The organism is Bacillus cereus group sp. N8, assembly GCF_016483685.1.
Taxonomy (GTDB): Bacteria; Bacillota; Bacilli; order Bacillales; family Bacillaceae_G; genus Bacillus_A; species Bacillus_A proteolyticus.
The window spans coordinates 1-473 of record NZ_JAEHBK010000132.1; the positions used below are offsets into that span (position 1 = coordinate 1).

Below are 473 nucleotides of genomic sequence, written 5' to 3' on the forward strand. Positions count from 1 at the left end.
TCTATTTCTTCTCCATTGAATACAAACGTAGAACTTGGTAGTTCCAACGTAAAATTATCCGTACCACACTCACAAATCTCTGCGAGCTCTTTTACTAATGGCTTGCTTATACGTTTTAATTGTTCAGTAGTAATTCCACGAAACACAACATGCGGCATGTGAACCCCTCCGTTAGATAGCTTTATATTTGCTCACATCATAGCACAATTTATTTTGCTGCACTAGAATCTATTGGTACATTTCAATGACATTCTTAAGAATGATCATATGTAATTGAAGCAATACATGTATTGTAACTATTTAAAACATTTGAGAGCTCGGTAATTGGGTAAATAAAAAATGCCGTATCATTCTCCCTGTAAGGAGGCATGAGGGGGGCCTTTATTAGGAAAGGGATGGTGCGCTTATATATTTTAAAAAGAAAAGACACCCTAAGGTGCCTTCCTCCGACTTGATAACCACTTTAATTTTAA

The 473-nt window shown here is 36.2% G+C and carries 1 protein-coding gene; it reads right to left on the bottom strand.

Annotated features, from left to right (window positions below; genetic code table 11):
* A partial coding sequence (locus tag JDS80_RS30725) for a DUF1904 family protein (protein WP_199640821.1) occupies window positions 1-158 on the bottom strand: 158 nt, incomplete at its 3' end.
* Window positions 159-473: the final 315 nt, after the last annotated feature.